Source organism: Bifidobacterium phasiani, from assembly GCF_019331775.1.
In the GTDB taxonomy this organism is placed as follows: domain Bacteria; phylum Actinomycetota; class Actinomycetes; order Actinomycetales; family Bifidobacteriaceae; genus Bifidobacterium; species Bifidobacterium phasiani.
On the sequence record NZ_JAHBBD010000018.1, the window covers coordinates 19,265 to 41,236 of the forward strand.

General features: G+C 69.0%; 16 protein-coding genes and 1 pseudogene. All 17 read right to left on the reverse strand.

Translation table 11 applies throughout. The annotated features are described in order from the left end of the window. Nucleotides 1–59: 59 nt before the first annotated feature. Nucleotides 60–1,661: an NAD(P)/FAD-dependent oxidoreductase gene (locus KIH73_RS07880; protein WP_219082288.1), complete on the reverse strand. Its 1,602-nt coding sequence runs from the start codon at nt 1,659–1,661 to the stop codon at nt 60–62. 199 nt (nt 1,662–1,860) lie between these two features. Beyond that, nucleotides 1,861–2,175, reverse strand: coding sequence for a DUF2469 domain-containing protein (locus KIH73_RS07885; RefSeq protein ID WP_219082290.1), 315 nt, complete (start codon nt 2,173–2,175; stop codon nt 1,861–1,863). Continuing rightward, nucleotides 2,175–3,311 carry a GNAT family N-acetyltransferase gene (locus KIH73_RS07890; RefSeq protein ID WP_219082292.1) on the reverse strand — a complete coding sequence of 379 codons (1,137 nt, stop codon included), beginning with the start codon at nt 3,309–3,311 and terminating at the stop codon, nt 2,175–2,177. The genes KIH73_RS07885 and KIH73_RS07890 overlap by 1 nt, the downstream gene beginning before the upstream one ends. An 84-nt stretch (nt 3,312–3,395) precedes the next feature. Further along, nucleotides 3,396–4,895 carry an Asp-tRNA(Asn)/Glu-tRNA(Gln) amidotransferase subunit GatB gene (gene gatB, locus KIH73_RS07895; protein ID WP_219082294.1) on the reverse strand — a complete coding sequence of 500 codons (1,500 nt, stop codon included), beginning with the start codon at nt 4,893–4,895 and terminating at the stop codon, nt 3,396–3,398. Nucleotides 4,896–4,916: 21 nt separating this feature from the next. Next, nucleotides 4,917–6,452, reverse strand: coding sequence for an Asp-tRNA(Asn)/Glu-tRNA(Gln) amidotransferase subunit GatA (gene gatA, locus KIH73_RS07900; protein ID WP_219082296.1), 1,536 nt, complete (start codon nt 6,450–6,452; stop codon nt 4,917–4,919). A 1-nt stretch (nt 6,453) separates the two neighbouring features. After that, a complete protein-coding gene (gene gatC / locus KIH73_RS07905; RefSeq protein ID WP_219082299.1) occupies nt 6,454–6,750 on the reverse strand; it encodes an Asp-tRNA(Asn)/Glu-tRNA(Gln) amidotransferase subunit GatC in 297 nt (98 codons plus the stop codon). 64 nt (nt 6,751–6,814) lie between these two features. Further along, on the reverse strand, nt 6,815–7,813 hold the full coding sequence (locus tag KIH73_RS07910; protein WP_219082301.1) for an ABC transporter permease: 999 nt from the start codon (nt 7,811–7,813) through the stop codon (nt 6,815–6,817). Between the two features lie 251 nt (nt 7,814–8,064). After that, a pseudogene (locus KIH73_RS07915) lies at nt 8,065–9,024 on the reverse strand (ABC transporter ATP-binding protein); the annotation flags it as partial. A gap of 372 nt (nt 9,025–9,396) precedes the next feature. Next, nucleotides 9,397–10,350: a hypothetical protein gene (locus KIH73_RS07920; protein ID WP_219082305.1), complete on the reverse strand. Its 954-nt coding sequence runs from the start codon at nt 10,348–10,350 to the stop codon at nt 9,397–9,399. A gap of 1,462 nt (nt 10,351–11,812) precedes the next feature. Continuing rightward, nucleotides 11,813–12,670, reverse strand: a complete 858-nt coding sequence (locus KIH73_RS07925) for a TrmH family RNA methyltransferase (protein ID WP_219082307.1) — start codon at nt 12,668–12,670, stop codon at nt 11,813–11,815. Between the two features lie 15 nt (nt 12,671–12,685). Continuing rightward, nucleotides 12,686–13,375 (reverse strand): type I phosphoribosyltransferase, encoded by a 690-nt coding sequence (locus KIH73_RS07930; protein ID WP_236022666.1) that lies wholly within the window; start codon nt 13,373–13,375, stop codon nt 12,686–12,688. 450 nt (nt 13,376–13,825) lie between these two features. After that, entirely contained in the window at nt 13,826–15,175 is a 1,350-nt protein-coding gene (locus KIH73_RS07935; protein ID WP_219082309.1) for a DNA recombination protein RmuC, read from the reverse strand. Between the two features lie 465 nt (nt 15,176–15,640). Further along, a complete protein-coding gene (gene clpB, locus KIH73_RS07940; RefSeq protein ID WP_219082311.1) occupies nt 15,641–18,295 on the reverse strand; it encodes an ATP-dependent chaperone ClpB in 2,655 nt (884 codons plus the stop codon). Between the two features lie 768 nt (nt 18,296–19,063). Continuing rightward, nucleotides 19,064–19,882: a fumarylacetoacetate hydrolase family protein gene (locus KIH73_RS07945; RefSeq protein WP_219082314.1), complete on the reverse strand. Its 819-nt coding sequence runs from the start codon at nt 19,880–19,882 to the stop codon at nt 19,064–19,066. Nucleotides 19,883–19,971: 89 nt separating this feature from the next. Continuing rightward, entirely contained in the window at nt 19,972–20,283 is a 312-nt protein-coding gene (locus KIH73_RS07950) for an acylphosphatase (protein ID WP_219082316.1), read from the reverse strand. 125 nt (nt 20,284–20,408) lie between these two features. After that, the gene (locus tag KIH73_RS07955) at nt 20,409–21,245 is read right to left on the reverse strand and encodes a YggS family pyridoxal phosphate-dependent enzyme (RefSeq protein ID WP_219082318.1); all 837 of its coding nucleotides are present in this window, start codon (nt 21,243–21,245) and stop codon (nt 20,409–20,411) included. A 92-nt stretch (nt 21,246–21,337) separates the two neighbouring features. After that, nucleotides 21,338–21,907, reverse strand: coding sequence for a hypothetical protein (locus KIH73_RS07960; protein WP_219082320.1), 570 nt, complete (start codon nt 21,905–21,907; stop codon nt 21,338–21,340). Nucleotides 21,908–21,972: the final 65 nt, after the last annotated feature.

Here is a 21,972-nt window from a genome sequence, read left to right on the forward strand (position 1 = left end):
GACGGGCCGGGCGGACCGGCGGATCGGCGGGCGGGCGCGGGGCGGCGTGCGGGACGCCGCTACTTCTCCTCGTGGTAGGACTTCTCGGTGTTCACGCTCCACACGTTCCTCTTCGAGGTCCTGCCGGACTTGATGTTGCCGACGGCCTCGATCGCGGTCGCCATCGAGTGGTCCATGTTGTTGTAGCGATGCTGGCCGTTGCGGCCCACGCAGTACAGGTTGCCGAACGAGTCGAGGTACTCGACCAGCTCGTCCATGCGGTCGTAGGTGTCGAAGTAGGCCGGGTAGGCCTTCCTGACGCGCTCGCGGTGCGAGTCGATCACGTCCTGCGGGCCGTTGATCACGCGCATGCGGGTCAGCTCCTGGATCGCGAAGCGCGTCGTCTCCTCGTCGCTCATGCTCCAGAAGGAGTCGCCCTCCTCGCAGAAGTACTCCAGGCCGATCCACACGGTGTCGTCCACGTCCTTGACCAGGTACGGGCTCCAGTTGTTGAACACCTGGATGCGGCCGACCTTGTAGCCCGGATCCTGCACGTAGATCCAGCAGTCCGGCACGATCGGCGGGTTGCCGAGCGTGGGGATGTCGGTGGTGTTCTTCAGCCGCAGGTGCTTGACCAGCAGGCCGACCGTCACGAAGTCGCGGTACGGCAGGCCGTTGGCGATCTCGGTCATGTCGCCGGGGACGGGCCTGTCGCCGTCCTTCGCGCCCTCGCCGAGCGCGTTCACCAGGTCCTTGACCGGCATCGACGAGATGAACTCGTCGGCGGGCAGCTCGACGCGGTTGCCCTCGGAGTCCTCGTACACGACGGCGACGATGTGGCCGCCCTCCTGGCGCACCTCGACGACGTTCGCGTCGGTGACCACCCTGACGCCCGCCTTCTCGCAGCGCTCCTCGACGGTCTCCCACAGCTGGCCGGGGCCGAGCTTGGGGTACCAGAACTCCTCGATCAGGCTGGTCTCGACCTTCGAGGCGTCCTGCTTCTTCGGCAGCAGCTTGGCGAAGGCGTTCTTGAGCACCTCGACCACGCTCAGGCCCTTGACGCGCTGCGCGCCCCAGTCGGCGGAGATCTGCGAGGGATGGCGGCCCCACAGCTTCTCGGTGTAGCCCTCGAAGAACATCGAGTACAGCTTGCGGCCGAAGCGGTTGATGTAGAAGTTCTCCAGATTGTCCTCGGGCAGCTTGTGCACCATCGACTTGAGGTACGAGAAGCCGGCCTGCAGCGTCAGCTTCGGGCCCATGGCCTTGAGCGTGTTCGGCGACAGGCTGATCGGGTAGTCGAAGAAATGGCGGTTCCAGTAGATGCGGGAGACGCGGTGGCGCTTGAGCATCACCGCATCGGTCGTCTCCGGGTCGGGGCCGCCGGGCTCGAGGTCGTGGTGGCGGCCGAGCTTCCTGTCGTCGTAGCTGGGAGCGCCCTGCAGCGGCAGGACGTCGCGCCACCAGTCCATGATGCGCTCGTCCTTGGAGAAGAAGCGGTGGCCGCCGATGTCCATGCGGTTGCCGTTATGTTTGACGGTGCGCGAGATGCCGCCGAATTCGCGGGTCGCCTCGAGCACGGTCACGTCGTATCGCTCCGCGCCGCCGTCCTTGATGAGTTCCCAAGCGGCGGTCAGACCGGCGGGGCCGCCGCCGATGATCACCACGGTCTGCTTGTTCGTCACGGTTCTTCTCCTTGTAGTACTCCGAAATCACGCATAGTTTACCCAAAACGCAGGCTCCCCACACCTGCGGTCGGGGAATCATCACCATGTGGCCACGCATCGCGCGGACGCGGCCGGTTCCGGCCGCGCCGATCGCGGGTCGACGGCCGTCGATGCGGGATGCGGATCCCGGCGGCCCCGCCGCCGTGCGGGACCGCCGTCAGTGGATGTCGTCGGGGATGTCGATGTCGGTCTTCTGGACCTCCTCGACGTTGACGTCCTTGAAGGTCACGATGCGCACGTTCTTCACGAACCGCGAGGAGCGGTACACGTCCCACACCCAGGCGTCGGTCAGCTGCACGTCGAAGTAGACGTCCTGGCCGGCAGAACGCACGTTAAAGTCCACCTTGTTGGCCAGGTAGAACCGGCGTTCGGTCTCCACCACGTAGGTGAACAGCTTGATGACGTCGCGGTATTCGCGGTACAGCGCGAGTTCGGCATCGGTTTCGTAGTTGTCGAGGTCCTCGGCACTCATCACATACCTTCCGTATTGCGTTTGCGTCCGCGTCCAAGGATACGCCACCAGGCGTTCTTCGACGGCTTGCGCTCGGACGCGCCATACGGCCAGTTGCTCTCCTCGTCCGCGTCCGCGGACGCCTCGGGGCCCGCATCGATGCGCTCCGGCTCGCGGTAGCCGGCCGACGCGGCCGGTGCGCCGCCGGTCTCGCCGGTCGCATCGGCCGTGGCGACGGCCTCGGGGGCCGCGGCGTCATCCGCGTCCACGCCACGCCGCGCCGGGGCCGGGGCCGGGGACGCCTCGGGCGCCGCCTCCTGAGGACGGCCCGCGTCGGCCTGCGCCTTGTCCACGACGACCGAATGCTTGCGGATCGACACCGAGTGCTCGCGCATGCTCAGCGCCTCCTTGACGCCCGGGTTGTCCTCCAGCACGTGCATGCCGAAGGCGTCGAGCGAGCGGATCGGATCGTACTCGTCGGCGAGCGTGTCCATGACGATGAGGTCCTGGTACTTGCCGTTCTCCGCGTCCCACAGGGCGTCCCGGGAGGTGCCGGACGGCACGAAGCCGAGCGACTGGTAGACGGAGATCGAGCGCGTGTTCTTCTCCGGCACGCCCACCCAGATGCGGTGCAGGCCCAGGCCGGCGGGCTCGGGGGCGAATCCGAAGGTCATGACGCGCGGCATCGCGTCGCGCGAGTAGCCGCGGCCGCGGTAGTCCTTGCCCAGCACCACCTGGATGCGGGCGGAGCGCGACCAGCCGTCGATGTCGATCAGGAAGATCATGCCGATGACGTTGTCGGTCGAACCGGCGTCGACCACGCCGTCGTCGTCATGGCCGGCGTCGGTGAGCAGCGCCCAGGCGATGGTGCGCCGCTCCTCGGGGTCGCCCACGCCGAGCTCGCTCGAGGGGCGCCCCTCCGACCACGCCACCGAGCGCCTGACCCAGGCGTGCACGACGGCGCGCTCGGCCTGGCCGTCCTTGCCGGTGATGCGCGAAGCGCCGCAGTATGCCCCCAGTTCATCCATACGCGGCAGGTCCTCCACGGCCGCCGGACGCAGATGCACCATCTCGCCCCTGATCGGGGGGATCGTGATCCGCTCCGGCAGCTCGCGTGAGACCGGTTCGTCCAATGGAGGTTCAGCATTCTGGCACATTGCTTACATTCCTTGTCCGTGTGCTGTCAACAGTGCTTTCGACGGTATTCTACCTATCTCAAGACTTGCTGAAAGCATTGTGTGCTAGGCGTGAAGCTTCTCCATGACGATCTTGTTGACCGCCTTGGCGTCGGCCTGCCCCTTGGTGGCACGCATCACCGCGCCGATGATCGCGCCCATCGGCTTCATGTTGCCGGCCTTGAGCTTCTCGACCACGTCGGGGTTGGCCGCCATGGCCTCCTCCACGGCGGCGACCAGCGCGCCGTCGTCGGAGACGACCTGGTAGCCGTGCTTGGCGACGACCTCGGATGGGGTGCCCTCGCCGGCCAGCACGCCGGCCACGGTCTGCTTGGCCAGCTTGTCGTTGAGCTTGCCGTCGGCGATCAGCTTCTCGACCTCGGCCACGTCGGCCGCGGTGATCGGCAGCTCCTCCAGCGAGACGCCCTTGGCGTTCGCCTCGCGCGACAGCTCGCCCAGCCACCACTTCTTGGCGCCCGAGGCGCTCGCGCCGGCGGCGACGGTCGCCTCGATGAGGTCGAGCGCGTCGGCGTTCACCACGTCGCGCATCTCCAGGTCGGAGAAGCCCCACTCGCCCTGCAGGCGGTTGCGGCGCTCGCGCGGCATCTCCGGCATCTCGGCGGCCAGACGCTCGATATGCTCCTTGGTGATGTGCAGCATCACCAGGTCCGGATCGGGGAAGTAGCGGTAGTCGTCGGCGTCCGACTTGACGCGGCCGCCGGCGGTGGTCTGCGAGGCCTCGTCCCAGTGGCGGGTCTCCTGCAGGATCTCGCCGCCCTCGCTCAGGATCGCGGCCTGGCGGCGGATCTCGTACTGGATCGTCTTCTCGATGCCGCGGAACGAGTTCACGTTCTTGGTCTCGGAGCGGGTGCCGTACGGGTCGGTGGGCTTGCGGCGCAGCGACACGTTGACGTCGGCGCGCATGTTGCCCTGCTCCATGCGGGCGTGCGAGATGTTCAGCGCGCGCACGATGTCGCGCAGCGTGCGCATGTAGGCGCCGGCGATCTCCGGGCCGCGCTCGCCCACGCCCTCGATCGGCTTGGTGACGATCTCGATCAGCGGCACGCCGGCGCGGTTGTAGTCGACCAGCGAGTGGTCGGCGCCCTCGATGCGGCCGTCGGCGCCGCCGACGTGCGTGTTCTTGCCGGCGTCGTCCTCGATGTGGGCGCGCTCGATCGGCACGCGGAAGATCGTGCCGTCGTCCAGCTCGACGTCGAGGTAGCCGTTGCCGTTGGTCGGCTTGTCGTACTGGGAGATCTGGTAGTTGCGCGGCATGTCCGGGTAGAAGTAGTTCTTGCGGGCGAACTGGCTCCACTCGGCGATCTCGCAGTGCAGGGCCAGGCCCAGCTTGATCGCGTAGTCCACGGCGGCCTCGTTGAGCACCGGCAGCGAGCCGGGCAGGCCCAGCGAGACCGGGGTCAGCTGCGTGTTCGGCTCGCCGCCGAACTCCACGTGCGCCGGGCAGAACAGCTTGGTGTTCGTGCTCAGCTCGACGTGCGTCTCCAGGCCGATGACCGGGTCGAACTGCTTGACGGCATCGGCGTACTTCATGAGTTTCTCAGCCATAATGTCTTGCTCCTCCGATGCTTACTTGTCCAGGCCCTCGAGCCACGGCGTGCCCAGCGACCGCCAGATCGGGCCGCCCCACTGCTCGTTCAGCGCGGCCTCGAGCGCCGCGGCGGGCTTGTACATCACCTCGTCGCGCTGCTGCGGCGCGATGAACTGGATGCCGGCGGGCAGGCCGTCGTCGGACAGGCCGGACGGGATGCTCATGGCCGGGGTGCCGGCCAGGTTCGCCGGGATCGTGGCGATGTCGTTCATGTACATGGCCAGCGGGTCGTCCATCTTCTCGCCGAACCTGAACGCGGTGGACGGGCTCGTCGGGGAGACCAGCACGTCGGCCTGCTCGAAGGCGCGCTCGAAGTCGCGGATGATCAGCGTGCGGACCTTCTGCGCGGAGCCGTACCAGGCGTCGTAGTAGCCGGCGGACAGCGCGTAGGTGCCCAGGATGATGCGGCGCTTGACCTCGTCGCCGAAGCCGGCCTCGCGGGTGTAGGCCATCATGTTGGCGGCGGTCTGCGGCACGCCCTCCGGGGGCATGACGCGCAGGCCGTAGCGCATGCCGTCGTAGCGGGCCAGGTTCGAGCTGACCTCGGAGGGCATGATGATGTAGTACGCGCCGAGCGAATACGGGAAGTGCGGGCAGGAGACCTCGACGATCTCGGCGCCCATCTCCTCGAGCTTCTTGACGGACTCCTCGAAGCGGGCCTGCACGCCGGGCTGGAAGCCCTCGCCGCCCAGCTCCTTGACCAGGCCGATGCGCATGCCGGTCAGGTCGCGCCTCATGCCCTCGCGGGCCGCGGCGGCCATCGGGCGCACCGGGGCCGGGATGGAGGTCGAGTCGCGGCGGTCATGGCCGCCGATGATCTCCTGCAGCAGCGCGGAGTCGAGCACGGTGCGGCTCACCGGACCGATCTGGTCGAGCGAGCTGGCCATCGCGATCGCGCCGAAACGGCTCACGCCGCCGTAGGTCGGCTTGACGCCGACCGTGCCGGTCAGCGCGCCCGGCTGGCGGATCGAGCCGCCGGTGTCGGTGCCCAGGGCCAGCGGGGCCTCGAACGCGGCCACCGCGGAGGCCGAGCCGCCGCCCGAGCCGCCCGGCACGCGGTCGGTGTCCCACGGGTTGCGGGTCGGGCCGAACGCGGAGTGCTCGGTCGAGGAGCCCTGCGCGAACTCGTCGAGGTTCGTCTTGCCCAGCAGCGGCATGCCCGCGGCCTTGAGCTTCTCGATCACCGTGGCGTCGTACGGCGGCACCCAGCCCTCGAGGATCTTCGAGGCGGCGGTGGTCACGATGCCCTTGGTGACGATCATGTCCTTGATGGCGATCGGCACGCCGGCGAGCTCCGGCAGCCCCTCCGCGTCGCCCTTGGCGTTGCGCTCGTCGAAGGCGTCGGCCTGGGCGCGCGCCTCGTCGGCGGACACCGCCAGGAACGCGTTGATGCTCGGCTCGGCGGCCTCGATCACCTGCAGATGGGCCTCGACCAGTTCGCGGCTGGAGACCTCCTTGGCTCGGATCTTCGCGGCCATCTCGGCCGCGGACAGCTTCACGAGTTCTTCGGTCATCTCACTCCTCCCCCAGGATGCGCGGCGCGACGAACATACCGCTCTCGGACACCGGGGCGCCGGAGACGGCCTCCTCCTGGGTCAGCGGGGTCTCGGCGACGTCGGGGCGCAGGTACGCCTCCAGCGGGACCGGGTTCGCGGTCGGCGGCACGTCGTCGCCGGCGACCTCCTGCACGGTGTTGATGGCGTCGGCGATGACGTTCAGCTCGCCCTGCAGGCGGCCGATCTCCTCGTCGGTCAGCGCGATTCGGGCCAGATCGCCCAAATGCATAATCTCTTCGCGTGTGAAAGTTGGCATGCCCTCAACTATATGTGCGCCGTGTGACACGCGAATTACCACGCCGGATCGCCGGAAAGGCCGGTTATTTCACGTCGCTGCGGCGCACGACGAGTACGCCGATGGCGTAAATCAGCGCGGTCCACGCCAGGACGATGAGCCCGCCCTGCCACCAGGTCGGCTCGAACACGGTCGAGGCCGCGGCCTCGACGGGCGCCGACGCCGACGCTCCCGCGCCCGCCGCCTCCGCCGAGACCGACACGCTCGCCGCCGACGAGGACACCGCCGTGTCCACCCCGGCCGTCAGGAAGGTCGCGGCCGCGCGGTCGGGCAGGCACTGCGCCACCGACTGCACCCAGGCGAAGCCGTCGCCGGCCAGCGACGCCATCGACAGCGCGGACGGCACGATCATCAGCAGCCCCACGACCGAGAACACGCCGCCCATCGTGGAACGGCAGATGCCGCCGAAGCCCAGCGCCATCACCGTCATCAGCGTCAGCAGCAGCGCGCCGCCGAGCACGCTGACCCACGGCAGCGCGCGCTGCGAGTCGTCCAGCGGCGTGAGCCCGCCCGCGGAGAACAGCGCGGCCGATGCCCACCACGCCAGCAGCAGGCCGGCCAGCGATGAGACGAAGGTGATGGCCGCGGCCACCAGCGCCTTGGCGTTCATGAACATCACGCGGCGCGGATCGACGACCAGCGAGGCCTGGATCGACGAGGTCGTGTACTCGGTGGCCACCGCCATGACGCCGAAGATGCCGGTCACGATCATGCAGGTGGGCACGAACGCCGAGACGCACGACCACATGAACCCGGCCGAGACCGGCTGAGGGTCGGCGACGGTCCGGCCGGTCTCCGGGTCGATCGTCGAGACGAACGAGATGGCCCAGGCCATGATCGCGGCGCCTGCCGGCAGCAGCAGCGCGGTCAGCAGCGACAGGACGGCCGTGGACTTCAGGCTCAGCATCTTGCACAGCTCGCCGCGCACCGCGCCGGCGAAGGTCAGCCGGCTGCGGACGGCGACGGCGCGCGGCGCGGGCGTGCGGCCGGTCCTGGCATGTGCGGCGTGCGATCCCCTGGTCATCGCTGTCCCTCCTTGGTGTCCTCGACGATGAAGCTCGGCCGGTCGACCGGGCGCGGGGCCAGGTCGTGACGCACCGGGGCCGGGCCCTGCCGTGTCGGGGCCGGCTGCGACGGCGGCGCCGGGTCGTGACGGCGCCGCGGCGCCGTCGGTTGCTGGAGCGCAGACCGCGACGCCGTCGACTGCGGATCCGCCGGTTGCGTGATCGCAGGCCGCGGATCCATCGGCTGCGAATCCATCGGTTGCGGGACCGCCGGCTGCGACGGAGTCGCCGGTCCGCCCAGCGAGCGGCCCAGGTACTCGGCGCGCGCATGGGTGAGCGTCATGTAGGCGTCCTCCAGCGAGGCGTGCTCCTGCACGAACAGGTAGGTGACGAGCTGCGCGGCGGCGAACACGCGGGCCGCGGCCCGCAGGTCGGCGCCGACGATGCGGAACGCGGCGCCGTCCTGCGGGTCGCCGGCCTCACGCTCGATCGGCGTGAGCGTGACCTCCGGCGAGCGCGCGAAGATGGCGCGGAGCTTCTCCGGCTCCGGGGTGATGACGCGCAACGAGCGCGACGAGTGCTCGGCGACGAAGTCGGCGACGGTCGTGGTCTCCAGGATGCGGCCGCGGCCGATGATGACCAGGTTGTCGGCGGTGAGCGCCACCTCGCTCATCAGGTGGGAGCTGAGCAGCACGGCGCGGCCCTGGCCCGCGTAGTAGCGGCACAGGTCACGCACCCACTTCACGCCTTCGGGGTCGAGACCGTTGATCGGCTCGTCCAGCACCAGGTTGTGCGGGTCGCCGAGCAGCGCCGCGGCGATCGAGAGCCGCTGGCTCATGCCCAGTGAGAACGAGCCGGCGCGGCGCCTGCGCACGCTCGCGATGCCGGTCAGGTCCATCACCTCGTCCACGCGGCTGGACGGGATGCCGTTCGACAGGGCCAGGCTGCGCAGGTGCGCGTAGGCGGTGCGCCCCCGGTGCGCGGACTTGGCGTCGAGCACCGCGCCGACCGAGGCCATCGGGGCGGGATGCTCGCGGAACGGCCTGCCGTCGATGAGCGCGCGGCCGGAATCCGGCTCGATGAGCCCGAGCGCGGCGCGCATCGTCGTCGATTTGCCGGCGCCGTTCGGGCCGAGGAATCCGGTCACCTTGCCGTCCTCGGCGGTGAAGCTGACATCGTCCAGCACCAGCCTGCCGCCGAAGCGCTTGGACAGCCCCTCAATCTCTATCATGGCTTCCGAGCCTACACGACATCGGACAGATGACGGGGCGTCCGTCCGTTTTCGGCGCGGCGCGGGGGGTGGCGCGGGGTGGCGATGCAGGGTCAAGCATGGTGCGGAACGACGACACGACAGTGCTGCGGGGCAAGCGTGGCTCGCGCGTGATGATGCGGCGGCGCGAAGCGGGGCGCGGCGCGGGGTGGCGCGGGGTACATGAGGTGACGCTGGGTACACGAGGTGACGCGGATGCGTGGCGCAGGGGATGCGGACCAAGCGCGAAAACCGGCAGCACGAGGCGACGCGGGGCGACGCGGATGCGTGGGGCAACACGGATGCGAGGCGGGTACCGCATCGCGGGTAATGCGAACGCGACATGCCGGCGGATCACAGCAGGCCTCCGGGTCTCGGCACACCGGCGTCCAGCAGCTTGCGCACCAACGGCGCACGAGCCCGCACCTCGTCCCAATCCGTGCGGATGATCGCCGTCACGCCGGCGCGCAGCAGCTGATCCTCGCGGGCGCGCTCGTCCGCCACGACCTGCCGGATGGCATCGCCTCCCGTCATCGCGGGATCGACGTATTTGCGCGTCCCATCGAACTCGAGCGCGATGACCGCCCCGTCGCAGCGCCACAGGTAGTCGACCCGTCTGGTGCCCGTCTCGCAGTCGAACGCCACCTGCAGTTCGGGTGGCGCGAACCCCTCTTCGAGCATCACGCCACGGCATTCCGACTCCCCTCCGTTCTCGCTGCGCGCATCCGCATGGGCCACGGCGCTGAGCACGGGCCCGACGTCGCGGGTCATCACGCCGCACGCCGCCAGTATGGCCCTGCTTTCGGTCAGCCCTTTGCGCAACGCGGAATCGAACATCGGCAGGGTCTGGGCGAACGGATACGTCAGCGCGCAGTCGATCAGGGTCCGTTCCACGCCGGTCACCCGGATGCCGGACCTTATGCACGGCGCGACATTCGGCGCGTAGACGCGGCGCAGCCGCCCCGAGCTGCACGCCCCCGACGCCGAACCGACCATGATAACGATGGTGCCGTCATGGATGTTCCACGGATGCTCCAGGCCATGCGCGGCGACCGCGACATGGCCGCCGAACACCCAGGTCCTGTGCCGCACGCCCAAGCTCCGCGCGGTGTAGAGCACACGCTGCGGCGGCGTGAGCTCGTTCCACCGGCATGTGGTCATGTAGGTGTTGCAGTAGACGCGCTTCAGCTCCCCCGCGACGGCGCGGCGGCGCAGCGCCCGACGGTCCGCCCGCGTCTCCCCGTGGCAGCAGCGCCGGTCACGTTCCGACTCGGCGATCAGTCGCCGGATCGTGGCATTGGTTCTCATGCCCGATACGCTATCCGCTCCGGCGCGCGGCGTGCATGCTATAGGGGCGTTGTGGACGCAGAGAAACGGTTCCGGCGTGTTGGGGATGACTCAGGCGGAGGATGACGGGGAGACGCCATGCCGCATCCGGCCGGAATTCCGACCGGGGCACGGGCGCGAGCGACGTCATGGCATCGCTCGGGGCTGCGTCCTGATCCGGGTCGGGCACACGGACGCATGGCCGGTATACGCACGGAACGCACCGGTCTGCGAGGGCGGGGCACCATGGGGGTGGGCAGCAGCGACAAGGTACGGGGCATGTCCGGGCACGGGAACATGCCGGCCCGCGAGGGCTGGGGCATGATGGCGGGCCGTAGGGCACGGGACATGAGTCACGAAGCACAGGTCACGGGACACGATGCACGAGACACGGATCTGGGACACGAGGCACGATGGGAGGCATGAGACACAAATCATGAGGCATGAGGAACAAGTCACGAAGCATGCAGCATGAGGCCCGAGACACTGGTCGTGAGGAATGAGGAACAAGGCGCGAGGCACAGCTCTGAGACACGAAGCACAATGAGGCATGAATCACAAATCATGAGACATGAGGCATACGGCATGAGACGTGAGCCACAAGACATGAAGCACGAGTCATAAGGCGCATGACATAAGACATGAGGCATGCCGAGAGCACATTCGTTACAGCGACTTACACTCTTGTACCGACTGGCGGCATCCCCATGGCACCTATGTCGCAGACGCGGTAACGAATGTGCACCGACGCATGATCGGCGCGACCGCGTCTCCGGGATACGTGCGTATGCGATTCCGCCTGCATGACGGCGTGGGAGGCAGGTGCGGGGATGTTGTTTCATGCATGTGATTCGTTGTCGGAACACGGTTCCACGTGTACGACTCGTCACCGGTAGCCGCGGGCACGGGGACACCATCCCCGGTTTCGCATGGTCCCCGCACACGACTTGTCGCCGAACGGTTTGTCAGTCCAGTCCCGCATGGTCCCCACACACGCCTTGTCATAGGACAGATTGCCGACCCGTCCGTGTGATTCCCACATGGGACTGTCGACTGACGGTTCATCGGCCCGGTCCGCATGATTCCCGCACGATTGTCGTCCGACGGTTCATCAGCACCGGTCCCGCGGATTCCCACACGCGACTTGTCGCAGGACGGTTCGCCGACGCGCCCGCGTAATTCCCACGCACGATTATCATCAGGCTGCTCGCCGACCCGGCCCGCGCGACTCACGCACGAGATTGTCACCCGACGGTTCGTCGGCCCCGACCCCGCATGATCCCCACACACGACTCGTCACCGCGCGAATCATCAACGAGATGCCGGCCCGGAATCCGACGGACGCGGACGACGGCCGTGATGCCGTCCCGCCCCGGCACCGGTCGGGTGTGAACGGCATTCCGATGATGTTGAACCGATGACCGCCCGGGGTCGGCGCTCTCGGTCAGGGGCGGACGGCGTGCTGGGCGATCCAGCAGTGCATCGAGACGGCCGCGGCCGCGCCGGCGTTGATGGAACGCACGGAGCCGAACTGCGAGATGTACACCACGTCGTCGGCCATCGACACGGCCTTCTCGGACAGGCCGGGCCCCTCGGCGCCGAACAGCATCAGGCAGCGTTCCGGGAACCGGTAGGTCTCGATGGGCACGGCGCCGGGGATGATGTCCAGCGCGACGACCCGGGCGCGGCGCAACACGTTCAGCCGGTCCCGGAGCTCGACCTGTTCCATCGCGGCGTCGCCGACGACATGCTCCATGCCGCCGGCGCGCGCGCCGGCCCACAACGCGTCGCGGTCCGGCGCCGAGGCGGCCAGCCGCGCCTCCAGCTCGGCGGTCTCGTCGGCGATGCCGGCGCGCCACTGCGTGATGAGGTCCTCGATGGTGGCGCGGTGCTCGACGTGCTGGTACAGCTCGGTCATCAGCGCGCCCTTGCGGTTCCACTTGTGGGGGCCGACGATGTAGACGTGCGAGGCCGCGAAGGCGTTGGCGGTGCGCACCATCGAGCCGATGTTGAAATCGTGCGTCCAGTTCTCCACCGCGACGTCGAACCCGTGACGGCCGCGGGCGTCGAGGTCCGCCTTGATCGCCTCGACCGTCCAGTACCGGTAGCGGTCGAGCACGTTGCGACGGTCGCCCTCGTCCAGCAGCGCGGTGTCGTACCGCGCGTCATAGCACGGAGACGCCGGGTCGTCCGGACGGGGCTCGCCCGGGTGGGTCTGGCTCCACGGGCCGACGCCGACCTCGCGGAAGGTCGGCTCGTCGGAGGCCTTGGCGGCCAGCGAGATCGGATTGGGCTCGTGCATGGCGTCGCGCTTCGGTCAGTCGCGGGGCTCGGACCCGCCGTGCGCAGGCTCGTCCGCCCCGGACCCGCCGGGCACGGGCCCGCGGAGCTCGGACTCGCGGAACACCTCGACGAACGGCAGCTCGCGAGATTCGCCGTTCACCGGGTTGATCACGGTGATGGTCGGGTCGGTCATGTCCACGCCGCCGATCAGCGAGGCGACCGCGACCACCTCCGCGCCCTGCGCGTCGACGACGCCGAAGTCCAGGCTCAGCTCGTTGCCGTTGCGCAGCGTGACCAGCGAGGAGGTCTGCACATACGATTTCTCGGACAGCCACGAATCCAGCAGGATGACGCGCCTGCCGGCGATGCTCGGCCCCTTGATCGAGGGGTAGACGAAGTCCATGACGAAGCCGTCGAGATCCTCGCCGCGCGAGGCGGCCGCCTGGATCATCGCGCCGACCAGCGGCACCGCGGCCGCGGTCAGGGCGCCGACCGCGTCGAAGTCGTCGACCGAATACCCCTGCTCCTCCAGCGTGTCGAGCAGGATGTGCCCGACGATCGAGGCGCCCCGATGGTCGAACAGGACGGAGGACAGTTCGCTGAACGGCTTGCCCTGCATGTCGGCGCGCAGCAGGGCCGCCAGCTGCTCGCGGGGTTCCATCATCGCGAAATCCGCGTCGGCGATGGCGGGCATGGCGCTTGTGGGCTTGTTCTCTTCGGTCATGGTTCCAGAGTATCGCCATGCGCCGCCAAAGCGGATTGTGGCGCGGGCGGATCAGGCGCGCCCCGGAGCCGCGCCCGCCCATAGCCGACGGCGAATCCCGGTACGGATGGACCAAGCCGAGCACGACCGACTGGCCGGCCACGCCCAGACAGCGAATCCCGATACGGATGGATCAGGCCCGGCGCATCGCTGCCTCCGGGAATCATTCTTTCGCCATGAGCCCGTCCGGCAGGCCAAGGGATGCGCATCGCCACCGCTGAATCAAGACCATCGCATCGCCGCCGGGACCGCCCCAGAAGATAGATATCGCCATGGCCGACATCCTGCCCATCGCGCCGACGTCGGGACCGCCCGCCTTCGCCCGCCTACGGGCGATAGGCACGCAGGCGCGCCGCCGCCGGACCGCACGCCGCCGGACCGCACGCCGCCGGACCGCACGCCGCCGGACCGTTACTGCTGGGACTCGAACACCTCGGGGGCGGTCAGCTCCTTGACGTCGCCCTTGCCGGAGTCGATCATCTCCACCGGCGCGATGACCTTGTTCTGGTCGATCTTCTGGAGCTTGCGGGCGGTGACCAGTACACGCGACTCCAACGAGGAGACGAACTGGTTGTAGGCCCCCACGGTTTTGGTGATCGCCGACCCCAGCTTGCCCGCGTAGCCGCCAAGCACCGCGAAGCGCTCGTACAGCTCGCGCGACAGGTCGAACAGCTCCTTCGCGTCGTCCGTCAGGCTCTGCTGCTGCCAGGCGTAGGCCACCGACTTGAGCACGGCCCACAGCGTGACCGGCGAGGTCAGCGCGACCTTGCGCGAGAACGCGTCGTCCATCAGCGTCGGGTCGGTCTCCAGCGCCGCCTGCAGCAGCGATTCGTTGGGGATGAACGCCACCACGAAGTCCGGCGCCGTGTCGAACGCCTTCCAGTAGGCTTTGTCTCCCAGAGCCCTGACGTGCTCGCGCAGCGCCTTGGCGTGGGCGCGCAGCAGCTCGTCTCGGCGGGCCAGCTCCTCCGGCGAGGCCGTCTCGGGGATCGCGCACGCACGCTGGTAGTCCGCATACGGCACCTTGGCGTCGATCGGGATCGTCTTGCCGCCCGGCAGGTGGATGATCATGTCCGGGCGCTGGGTGCGCCCGTCCCCGTCGGCGACGACGACCTGCGTGTCGAAGTCCACATGCTCCAGCAGACCCGCGGACTCGACGATGTTGCGCAGCTGGGCCTCACCCCACGCCCCACGCACCTTGTTGTTGCGCAATGCGGCCGACAGCGAGCTGGTCTCCTTGTCGAGCCGGGCCTGCTGCTCGCCCAGCCCCTTGAGCTGCTCGCTCAGCGCGCCCATCTCCTGCTTGCGCCCCTCCTCGATCTGCGCCACCTTCTGCTGGAGCGCGTCGAGGTTCTTCTGGACCGGCGCCAGCGCGGACAGCACCTTGCTCTGCTCGTCGAGACTCTGCTTCTGCTTCCGGCGCTTCGACTCCTCGTCGGCGAGCATGCGCTCGCGCTCGTGCTGGAGACGCACCTGCTCGGCCTGCTGGGCCTGCGCCAGCTGGGACTTGACGAACGACAGCTGCTGGGTCAGCCCGTCGATCTGGGCGCGGTACTCCGACACCTGCGCGTTCAGCGCGGCGTTCTCGTGGCGCACCGTGTCGTTCTCGGTCTTCGCCGCGTCCAGCTCATACGACTTGACCGCACGCGCCGCCTCCTGGCCGCGCGCCTTGCCCACGGCGAAGCCCGCGAGCGCCCCCACCGCCGCGCCGATCAGCACCATCACCGCCAACAGCAGCGGCATCACCACAGAATCGAACATATGTTCTATTGAAGCGGGAGGCATGGACGCGACGCGCCGACGACCCGCCAGGCGGTCGGGCGGCGGCCGGATGGCAAGCAGGCCGCCCGCGCCCCGACGCGAATCGCCCAGCCACGCACCGGACCGGCGCCGCACCGCCGACGCCCGGACCGCCGCGGCAAGCAGACGAACATACGGACAGGCCAATGCACGGCGGACAGACGGACAGGCAAACAAACAGACGGGACGGTTCGCACGCCCGCGCGAATCGCCCCGCCACGCACCGGACCGACGTCACGCCCACGACGCGCACGCCGCCGACGCACGGCGGACAGGCGGACAAAACAGGCGGGGCGACCCGCACCCAGCGCGAACCGCCACGCCACATCCGAATCGACCGAACCATCAGCCGACCCGGCGCCCAGCCGGCACCGACCGACGGGCCGCCAACCGCCCACCGGTCGCCGACAGGGCGCCGGCCGCCGATCACTCGTCCTCGGTCACGTCGTCGATCGTGACGTCGTCGTCGACCAGCCTGTCGCTCGCCCATGCGGACAGCTCCAGATGTTCGCCGCCCGTATGGTCGACGAGCACCGTATCGCCGTCGTGGACCTGCCCCGCCAACAGCATGCGGGCCAGCTGGTCGCCGACCTCGCTCTGCACCAGACGGCGCAGCGGACGGGCGCCGTACGCCGGATCGTAGCCGGTGTTGGCCAGCCACTCGCGCGCCGAATCGGTCACGTCCAGCGCGATGCGCCGCTCGGTCAGGCGCGCGGCGACCTGCGCGACCTGGATGTCGACGATGCCGCCGAGCTCCTCGCGGGTGAGCGGATGGAAGATCACCAGCTCGTCCAGACGGTTGATGAACTCGGGCTTGAACTGCATGTGCACGGCGTCCATCACGGCCTTGCGCTTCGCCTCGTCATCCAGGTCGGGCTGGACCAGGAACTGCGAGCCGAGGTTCGAGGTCATGATCAGGATCGTGTTCTTGAAGTCCACGGTCCGGCCCTGGCCGTCGGTCAGGCGGCCGTCGTCGAGCACCTGCAGCAGCACGTCGAACACCTCGGGGTTCGCCTTCTCGACCTCGTCGAACAGCACCACCGAATACGGACGGCGACGCACGGCCTCGGTGAGCTGGCCGCCCTCCTCGTAGCCGACGTAGCCCGGGGCCGCGCCGATCAGGCGGGACACGGAGGACTTCTCCATGTACTCGCTCATGTCGATGCGCACCATGGCCTTCTCGTCGTCGAACAGGAAGTCGGCGAGCGCCTTGGCGAGCTCGGTCTTGCCCACGCCGGTCGGCCCGAGGAACAGGAACGAGCCGGTCGGGCGGTTCGGGTCGGAGATGCCGGCACGCGAGCGCCGCACCGCGTCGGACACCGCCTGGATGGCCTCCTTCTGCCCGATGACGCGCTTGCCGAGGTACTCCTCCATGTGGAGCAGCTTCTCGTTCTCGCCCTGCATCAGGCGGCCGACGGGGATGCCGGTCCAGTCCGAGACGATCTCGGCCACCGAATCGGCGTCGACGTGGTCCGGGACCATCGGTTCGATGGTCTCGCCGTTCGCATCGGCTTCGTCGGCCGCGCGCTCCGCCGCCGCGAGCTCCTTCTGGATCGCCGGGATCTCGCCGTACAGGATGCGGCTGGCCTTCTCGAGGTCGCCCTCGCGCGCGGCCTTGTCGGCCTCGACGCGCTTGGCGTCGAGCTGGGCGCGCAGGTCGCCGACCTTGTTGTGGCCGGCCTTCTCGGCGTCCCAGCGGGCGGTCAGGCCGCCCAGCTTCTCGCGGGTGTCCGCCAGATCGGCCTGCAGCTTCTCCAGGCGCTCACGGGACGCGGGGTCCTCGGCCTTCTTCAGCTGCATCTCCTCCATCTCCAGACGCGTGACCTTGCGCTGCAGCTCGTCGATCTCCTCGGGCTGCGAGTCGAGCTCCATGCGCAGATGCGCGGCCGCCTCGTCGACCAGGTCGATCGCCTTGTCCGGCAGCTGACGGCCGGAGATGTACCGGTTCGACAGCGTCGCCGCCGCGACCAGCGCGTCGTCGCCGATCGTGACCTTGTGGTGGGCCTCGTAGCGCTGCTTCAGACCGCGCAGGATCGCGATCGTGTCCTCCACGGACGGCTCGCCCACGTACACCTGCTGGAAGCGACGCTCCAGCGCCGGGTCCTTCTCGACGTTCTCGCGGTACTCGTCCAGCGTGGTCGCGCCGATCAGGCGCAGCTCGCCGCGGGCCAGCATCGGCTTGAGCATGTTGCCCGCGTCCATCGAGCCCTCGGCGGCGCCCGCGCCGACGATCGTGTGGATCTCGTCGATGAACGTGATGATCTGGCCGTTCGCGTTCTTGATCTCGTTGAGCACGCTCTTGAGGCGCTCCTCGAACTCGCCGCGGTACTTCGAGCCGGCGACCATCGAGCCGAGGTCCAGCGAGATCAGGCGCTTGTTCTGCAGCGTGCTCGGCACGTCGCCGGCCACGATGCGCTGCGCCAGCCCCTCCACGACGGCGGTCTTGCCGACGCCGGGCTCGCCGATCAGCACCGGGTTGTTCTTGGTGCGCCGGCTCAGGATCTGGATGACGCGGCGAATCTCCTGGTCGCGGCCGATCACCGGGTCGAGCTTGCCGTCGCGCGCCTGGGCGGTCAGATCGGTGGAGTACTTCTCCAGCGCCTTGTAGTTGCCCTCGGCGTCCGGGCTGGTGACCTTCGCGCCGCCGCGCACGCCGGGCACGGCCTTGCGCAGCGCCTCGGGGGTGACCCCGTTGCGCTTGAGGATATCCGCGCTCTGGTTCGGCGCGCTGGCCGCGATGCCGATCAGCAGGTGCTCGGTGGAGACGTACTCGTCCCCCATCGACTGCATCTCCTTCTCGGCCTGGGCGATGGCGGCCGTCAGCTGGCGGCTCGCCTGCGGCTGCGACGTGGTGGACCCGCTTGCGCTCGGCAGCGCCACCAGGGCGTTGCGCACCTCGGCGCCGATGCGCTGCCGGTCGCCGCCGGCGGCCTGGATCAGGCCGGGGACCACGCCGTTCTCCTGGCGGAGCAGCGCGTCCATGACATGGAGCGTCTCGACCTGGGCGTTGCCCGCGGCCGCCGCGCTCTGGATCGCATCGCCGATCGCCTCCTGGGCCATCGTCGTGAATTTCTGTTCCATATCATCCTCCTGCGTCGCGCCCCGCCGCGGCGCTGTACCGGGCAGACATGGGCGCGACCCTCACTGTCTGATATGGTCAACCGGCATTCGATGCCATCTATTCCCAAAAGTTGAGTGTTTTTGACTCAAGTTTTGATTTTGGTGTGAAATCGTGTCATCGCCGCGCAACACGCGCCCTCGGACGCCTTTCGACACGGCTCTTGGACTAGCTGTAGCAGATTTGCGGCCTTGCAGACATCCATCTGCGTTAGGTGAGGCATCCGGCCGGGAACACCCCGGGTATGGATGGCGCCATTCCGCCGCTCATACCCGGGGCATCCGCGCCAGGCTGCCTCACATAAGCCATTTGGATGTCCGCAGGTCCCGAAATCCGCTACACCTAAGACGAATACCTCCTCCCGCGGGCCGAAACACACACCGAACACCCATCCCACCTCAGCCGCCCACCCGCCACGGCCGCCCCGCTACGGCCGGCCACCCAACGCCCAATACCGCGACGCACGCCGACGCCGCCATCGCCATCACCCGCCAGGCGAACGGCGCCCGATCGCCCCGATTCCGCACACGACAACCCCGGACCATCGCGTTCCCCAACGAACGGCCAATCCCCGCCTTCACCCCGAAATCCATTCAAGACAGATACCGGCACAGGCACCGAAACAGCCCCTCGCCCATCACGCATACATACATATAGACGGGGGCCGCCTCCGGTCCACCCGGAGACGGCCCCATGCACCGATGCCGTCCACGTCGCCGCGCGGCGCGGGTTCACCTGCCGCCCACGACCACGTTGCGCAGGTCGCCGATGCCCTCGACATGCACGACGGCCTCGTCGCCGGGACGCAGCGTGCCCGACGCATACGGCGTGCCGGTCAGGATCACGTCGCCCGGCAGCAGCGTCGCGAAGCTGGAGATCGTGGCGATCTGCTCGGGGATGCCGTGAATCAGATCGGCCGTGGTGCCGCTCGCCTCGGGCACGTCCTGGCCGTTGAGCGTGAACGAGATCTTCGCGTCGCGCCAGTCCAGCTCGGTCTGGATCCACGGGCCGAGCGGGCAGGAGGTGTCGAACCCCTTGGCGCGCGTCCACATCGGGTCGAGCGCCTGCAGGTCGCGCAGCGTCACGTCGTTGACGCAGGTGTAGCCGAGCACGTAGTCCATGGCCTTGTCGACCGGCACGTTCCTGGCGATGCGCCCGATGACGACCGCGACCTCCGGCTCGAAGTTCATGTCATGCGACGCCGGCGGGATGACGATGGGGTCGTCCGGCCCGATGACCGCGGTGGACGGCTTCATGAAGATCATCATCTCCTCGGGCGCGTGGGCGATGTCCGAATGCCCGGCGTCGTTCATGAACCGCGCGTGGGCCTCGTAGTTCTTGGCCAGCCCGTAGATCTTCGACGGGATGATCGGCGCCAGCAGGCGCACGCCGTCCTCGTCGAGCGCGTGGCGTTCGCCGGTCGGCCGGACCTGCGCGCCGCCCAGCGGGTAGCCGTCCAGCGCGACGAGATAGTCCTTGCCGTCGTTTTCGTCGGTCTGCACGAAGGCGTACTGCGGAACATCGTTATGCGAAAAACGTGCGATTCTCATGGTTCCCCAGTCTACGCCCGGCGGCCCTCCGGCGCGATGGCGGCGAACACACGACGGACGGCCGGCGGACGGAGGACGCAGATCCGCCCCTACCGCTCGGAGAACGGACGGAACCGGTCGGGCCAGCCGTCGGATACGGCGGCGGCCGCGGGCATCGGCTCGACCTCGACCCGCGCGACCCGCGACCACGGCGACCCGGCCTTCAGCGCGGAGACCAGCTGCGCGACGGCGGCGCGGGAGCCCTGCGCCTCCACCTCGACCGTGCCGTCGGGGCGGTTGCGCACCCATCCGGCCACGCCGATGCGCCGCGCGGCGACCACGGTGGCGTAGCGGTAGCCGACGCCCTGCACCCGTCCGGACACGATGGCGTGGATGCGGATGTCCCCGTTCGAAGTCGCCATGCCGCATGCTCCTTGCCGCTCGCCCGATCCGGCGTGGGGCGTGCCCTCCGGCATGCCCCACGCGCCACGGATACTATATATGTATTGAGTCACGGCGCCATGCCCCGCGACGGCGCCAGACGCCGTCACTTGTACGCGCGTTCGCCGAAGATCGCCGTGCCGACGCGCACGATGGTGGCCCCTTCGGCGATGGCGAGCTCCATGTCCTGCGTCATGCCCATCGACAGCTCGCGGCAATCGCAGGTGCCGGGCGCGCCGGAGGCGAGGATCTGGTCTCGGGTGCGGCGCAGGTGCGCGAACCCGGCGCGGATCGTGCGCTCGTCGTCCACGTGGGCGCCGACGGTCATCAGCCCCTGCAGGCGCAGTCCGCCCAGCGTGCCGATGCGCCGGGCCAGCGCGACCGCGACGGACGGGTCGCACCCCGATTTGGAGGCCTCGCCGGACTCGTTGACCTCCAACAGCACGCCGACCTCGATGCCGCGCGCGACCGCGCGCCGGGCGATCTTCTCGGCGAGGTCGATCGAGTCGACCGATTCGATGGCGTCCACCGCCGGGAGGACCTTGCCGATCTTGTTGGACTGCAGCTGCCCGATGAGGTGGAACGGGATGTGCGGACGCGCGGAATCGGCCACGGCGCCGTCGCCCCCGTCCGCGGCCGCCGCACCGAGTAAGAACCCGCGTTCCGCGCATCCGGCGCGCAGCCCGTCGGCCTTGGCGACGACCTCCTGCGGGCGGTTCTCGCCGATCATGCGCACGCCGGCGTCGATCGCGGCCATGATCTCGCCGACGTCGCGCGTCTTCGTCGCAGCGAGCAGCCGGACCGATCCGGCGTCGCGGCCGGCGGCGGATTCGGCGGCGGCGATACGGTCGAGCACGCGGCGCACGCCGTCCGCGATCTCGCGCGCACGCGCGGCATCGATGATGGTGTTCGACAAATCCTTGCGGTCCATGTATGCAGTCATGTCACTCCAGACGCGGTCTCCAGGCTCCCCGTCCATCGTAGTCGCCCCGGCGACGCGGTTCGGCCGGCGGCCGAACGGCGGGCGCACGACCCTCAGGAGCGTTCGACGCTGTACCGACGCCTACGGCCGCCGCGCTGCAATCGCTCCAGTTCCAGCTCCAGCTCGTGGATGCGCCGCGCCTGCTGGGCTATGACGATCTGGGAGATGTCGTCGAAGATGTTGACATGCGGCGTCAACGGCGGGTACGCCGAGTCGTCGAGGTACAGGCTTTTGAGGCTCTCCGGGGCGGAGCGCGCGAACGCGATCGCAGTCGCGTAGCTCGAACCGGAGGCGGAGGCGTCCGCCGAGGACTCCGCGTTCGACTCGTTCTCGAACCGCTCGCCGTCGGCCGGCTCGCCGGAGTCGGGAACGGAACGCTTCCAGCGGGCGACGCAGCGCTCGATGCGCTTGCTGCCGATCAGATCCGGGTCAAGGCCGGCGTCGCGGAAAATCCGCGAGGGCGACTCCCCGTTGCGGTAGCGGCGCACGCATTCACGCTTGAACGCGCCGTCGTAGATGATCCGGCCGTTGATCACGCGCTTGACGGCCGGCAGCGACTGGAGGTACTCGACCTCGCGTACGCTGAACACGCCCCCTCCCAGCGAACCTGCACTACTCCCCATCGGCACACCCCATACCTGCCATGCCCCGAACTATGCGCGACCCCGCGTGCGGCCGGACCCGGCAA